The organism is Alcanivorax sp. HI0083 (assembly GCF_001635175.1).
Window position 1 is genome coordinate 1 of the sequence record NZ_LWFX01000099.1, and the last position, 4,018, is coordinate 4,018.

The following is a 4,018-nucleotide window of genomic DNA, read 5'->3' on the forward strand; positions in this document are numbered from 1 at the left end:
GCTTTCATTCTTGGCTTCCTGATTGTGGTCGCCGGTGGCGCATTGACCTTGTTTGGCCTGCGGGCGTCGGCGCTGCGCAGTGATACCGGTTTCAAGCCGGTATCGCGGGAAGCCTTCCTGCTGGGTAATAACCTGATTCTCCTTACCGCCACATCCGTGGTGTTGATGGGAACGTTATTCCCGCTGATCGGCGAAGCGCTGGACATGAAAATTTCCATCCGCAGCCCTTACTTCAATGGCTTTTTTGTGCCGCTGGCCTTTGTGCTGATTCTGTTGATGGTGCCGGGCATGTTCAGCAACTGGAAACGCCAGGACGGCAATACCCTGCTCAAGCGCATGGCACTGTTGGCCCCCGCCGCCATTATCGCCGGCTGGTTTGGCTCCCGTCTGCCAGACCCAAGCCCCTGGCAGGGAGTGTTGGCGATCATGCTGGCCCTGTTCCTGGTGTTTGCCCACGTGGACGATGTGGTTCGCCGGGCCCGTGCCTACAAGCAAGGTTTTGTCACCGGGCTGGGCAAACTGGGGCGCGGCTACTGGGGTATGGTGCTGGCTCACTGTGGCTTGGCGGTATTGATTGCCGGCATTACCCTGGTCAGCTTCCACGAAGTAGAGCGCGACATTCGCATGGCGCCGGGGGATACGGCGGAACTGGGGCACTACACCTTTGTGTTCGACAGCCTGGACGAATACCGCGGGCCCAACTTCGATTCCACCCGTGGTCATTTCCACGTGAGCCATGACGGTGATCCGGTGGCGGTGATGCACCCGGAAAAACGTACCTACCACGCCAGCCGCCAGGTAATGACCGAAGCGGCCATCGATGCCGGTTTCTGGCGCGATCTGTATGTAGCCCTGGGAGAACCGCTGGATGACAGCAATGCCTGGGCGGTGCGTATTTACTTCAAACCCGGAATTCGCTGGATCTGGTTAGGCGCCTTGATCATGGCCCTTGGTGGTGCCCTGGCCCTGACAGACAAACGTTACCGCCGTAACCGTTTTGCGGCCAACGACGCAGGAGCTGCCAATGAAAGCTAATTCTCCCTGGGTGTTTTTGCCCCTGGTCGGCTTTGTGTTGCTGGCGGTGCTGTTGGCCAGCGGCCTGGGTCGTGATCCACAGGAGCTGCCTTCTGCGTTGGTGGGCAAACCGGCACCGTCGTTTTCCCTGCCGTCGTTGCTGACCGAAGAAACCTATACTGAAGAGTCCCTGAAAGGGCGTTGGCAGCTATTGAATGTGTGGGCCACCTGGTGCCCCACCTGCCATGTGGAACACCCGTATCTGCTGAAGCTGGCGGCGCAGGGTGTGGCCATTTCCGGGTTGAACTACAAGGACGAGCTGCCGGCCGCCCGTCAATATCTGGCTAACCTGGGTAACCCCTTCACCCATGTAATTGTGGATGCCGATGGCCAGCTGGGACTGGATCTGGGGGTCTATGGGGCCCCGGAAACTTTCCTGATTAACCCGGCGGGGGAGATCGTGTTGCGCCACGCGGGGGATTTGAATGCCCGCGTCTGGGAAGAAAAATTTGTTCCTTTATTGCCTACACAGTCGCCAGCGACGGGGCAGGGTGAGGGAGAAGAATAATGCTGCGTATGGTGTTGCTGCTGATGCTGTCCATGCCGGCTTTGGCCGCCATTGATGTCTATCAGTTCGATAATGAACAACAGGAACAGCGTTTTCGTATCCTGTCTGAGGAACTGCGTTGCCCGAAATGCCAGAACCAGAGCATTGCGGATTCCGATGCCGGCATTGCCCAGGATATGCGAACGCGAGTGCATACCATGATCCTGGAAGGCAAAAGCGATGAGGACATCGTCGACTATTTTGTCTCTCGTTATGGTGACTTTGTCAGCTATCGCCCGCCGGTGAATGCCGGTACCTCCATTTTGTGGCTGGGCCCCATTTTGTTGTTATTGGGTGGCGGCGTAGTGATCGCTATGTTGCTGCGTAACGCCAGCCGTAAAGCGGCAGCAGAAGATGAGAGATCCCAGGGTAAAGAACCGGAAGAGGGCACGAAATGATGTTGTGGTTGATGGCGCTGGTTCTGTTGCTGGTGATGGCTGCGGTGCTGTGGATGATGTGGCGCCGAGAAGGGCGCAAAGCCGGCAAGAACATGACGGGCGCGATAGGTATTCCCCTGGTGATGGTGGTTCTGGCCGGCGCCGGTTACGGGTTTATCGGTCTTAACGAGCACACCAGCACCTGGTTGGGACATAAACAGGAATACGGTGAGGTGGCGCGGCAAATTATCGCCGGGCAACCACCGGAGAAAGCCGCCTCTGAAGTGCCCGCCGGGGCCTTGGTGCGGGTGTTGCAATCCGAACTTTCCCTGACCCCCTCTGCCGTTGGTTGGTATGCCCTGGGCGCTCTGTATGACCAGTTGGGAGCGCCGGCGCAGACCGAAGAAGCCGCTCGCAAGGCCTTGCAGCTGAACCCGGATGATGCCGCCATGCATCTGCTGCTGGCACGCGCCTTGATCGAAAAGAATGAAGCACGGCTTACCGACCCGGCGCTGGACGAAATTCGCTGGGTGCTGGACCGTGAACCGAATCACGATGGGGCCTGGATGTTGTTGGCCATGTCGGCGGACCGGGCCGGGCGTTATGCGCTGTCGGAACAGGCCTGGGCGTCTTTGTTGTCCCGGCACAGCGAAGGCGAAACGGCGGAACTGTTGCAGCGCGGTTTGGATCGGGCCCGGGAGCAAAAGCAGCGTGAAGGGGTCTTTGCCAACCTTGGGGCGACAATCAGCGGTGAAGGCCTGCCGGCTGGTGGCACCCTGTTTGTGTTCCTTCGCGAAGCGGGAAGCACCGGGCAACCGCTGGCTGCACAACGGAAAGTGGTTCCCCATTTCCCCATTACTGTGGAGCTGACGGCGGCAAACTGGCTGCAGGGCTACCCGGACGCGCAGGCGGACCTGGTTATCGGTGCCCGCTACACGCCAGCACCGGGTGCCTCGGTGGATCAGGCGGCGATTACCGCCGTACCGGTTTCGTTACAACTTCCCCAGGCGCAGCCTGCAACCCTCGATTTGTCCCGCCAATAGGGGCTTGCCGCCCCGGGCTGCTACCTAAGTAGCAGCCCCTATCCCTTGTGATGAAGGGGGCCTCAAGGTAAAGTTGCACCCCTTCGGAGGCTGGGTTCCTCTGATTTGTACACCCATACGCTTGGAAATTACGCCAGTTTACGCCGTCTGCGGCGGGCATTGCGCCCTCTCGTGGGGTTAGCGTGGGCCGTATCCAGAGCCGTACGGCACTTGGCCGTGGCGATGAGGGTGAATAAATCAGAGGGACTTTTTGCCTCTTCTGACGACAGTAAGATGGAGAATCCTATGCGTGTCATCCTGCTTGGTGCCCCCGGTGCGGGCAAGGGCACCCAGGCGCAGTTCATCAAGGAACAGTTCAATATTCCTCAGATTTCCACCGGTGACATGCTGCGCGCTGCGGTAAAAGCAGGCACTCCACTGGGCCTGGAAGCCAAGAAAGTGATGGATGCGGGCGGATTGGTCTCTGACGATATCATCCTCGGCCTGGTGAAAGAGCGCATTACGGAAGATGATTGTGCCAACGGCTTCCTGTTCGACGGTTTCCCCCGCACCATTCCCCAGGCGCAATCTCTGGTGGAGCAGGGTGTCGATATCGACTTTGTAGTGGAAATCGACGTAGACGATGAAGAGATCATCGAGCGTTTGAGCGGTCGTCGCGTCCACCCGGCCTCTGGCCGTGTGTACCACACCAAGTACAACCCACCTAAAGTTGAAGACAAAGACGATGAAACCGGTGATGAGCTGGTTCAGCGTGACGACGACCAGGAAGAGACGGTTCGCAAGCGTCTTGAGGTGTATCAGGCGCAGACCCGTCCGCTGGTAGATTTTTATCAGGACCTGGCCAGGCAGGGCGAATCTAACGCACCGGCCTATGTGCGTGTTGCAGGCGTTGGTTCTGTTGAGGACATCCGCGACCGCGTGCTGTCCGCCCTGAAAGGCTGATGACGGCCTCCTGTGGGAGGCTGACAAAACGCTGT

At 58.8% G+C, this 4,018-nt stretch carries 5 protein-coding genes; all 5 read left to right on the forward strand.

Translation table 11 applies throughout. The features are described 5' to 3' along the window. Window positions 1-1,035 (forward strand): cytochrome c-type biogenesis CcmF C-terminal domain-containing protein (locus tag A3754_RS01090; RefSeq protein ID WP_304439767.1); only part of this gene is annotated, 1,035 nt, incomplete at its 5' end. Next, complete coding sequence (locus A3754_RS01095) at window positions 1,025-1,582, forward strand: DsbE family thiol:disulfide interchange protein (protein ID WP_063518625.1); 558 nt, start codon at window positions 1,025-1,027, stop codon at window positions 1,580-1,582. The genes A3754_RS01090 and A3754_RS01095, both read left to right, overlap by 11 nt. Continuing rightward, a complete protein-coding gene (locus A3754_RS01100; RefSeq protein WP_063518626.1) occupies window positions 1,582-2,019 on the forward strand; it encodes a cytochrome c-type biogenesis protein in 438 nt (145 codons plus the stop codon). The genes A3754_RS01095 and A3754_RS01100 overlap by 1 nt, the downstream gene beginning before the upstream one ends. Then, window positions 2,016-3,041, forward strand: a complete 1,026-nt coding sequence (locus A3754_RS01105; protein WP_063518627.1) for a tetratricopeptide repeat protein — start codon at window positions 2,016-2,018, stop codon at window positions 3,039-3,041. Before A3754_RS01100 ends, A3754_RS01105 begins: the two co-directional genes overlap by 4 nt. A 285-nt stretch (window positions 3,042-3,326) precedes the next feature. Further along, a complete protein-coding gene (adk, locus tag A3754_RS01110; protein ID WP_063518628.1) occupies window positions 3,327-3,983 on the forward strand; it encodes an adenylate kinase in 657 nt (218 codons plus the stop codon). The last annotated feature ends 35 nt before the right edge of the window (window positions 3,984-4,018 follow it).

Excerpts from the sequence above, each read along its gene's own strand:
- A3754_RS01095 (WP_063518625.1), top strand. The coding sequence starts at position 1,025 with ATGAAAGCTAATTCTCCCTGGGTGTTTTTGCCCCTGGTCGGCTTTGTG.
- A3754_RS01100 (WP_063518626.1), top strand. The coding sequence starts at position 1,582 with ATGCTGCGTATGGTGTTGCTGCTGATGCTGTCCATGCCGGCTTTGGCC.
- A3754_RS01105 (WP_063518627.1), top strand. The coding sequence starts at position 2,016 with ATGATGTTGTGGTTGATGGCGCTGGTTCTGTTGCTGGTGATGGCTGCG.
- adk (WP_063518628.1), top strand. The coding sequence starts at position 3,327 with ATGCGTGTCATCCTGCTTGGTGCCCCCGGTGCGGGCAAGGGCACCCAG.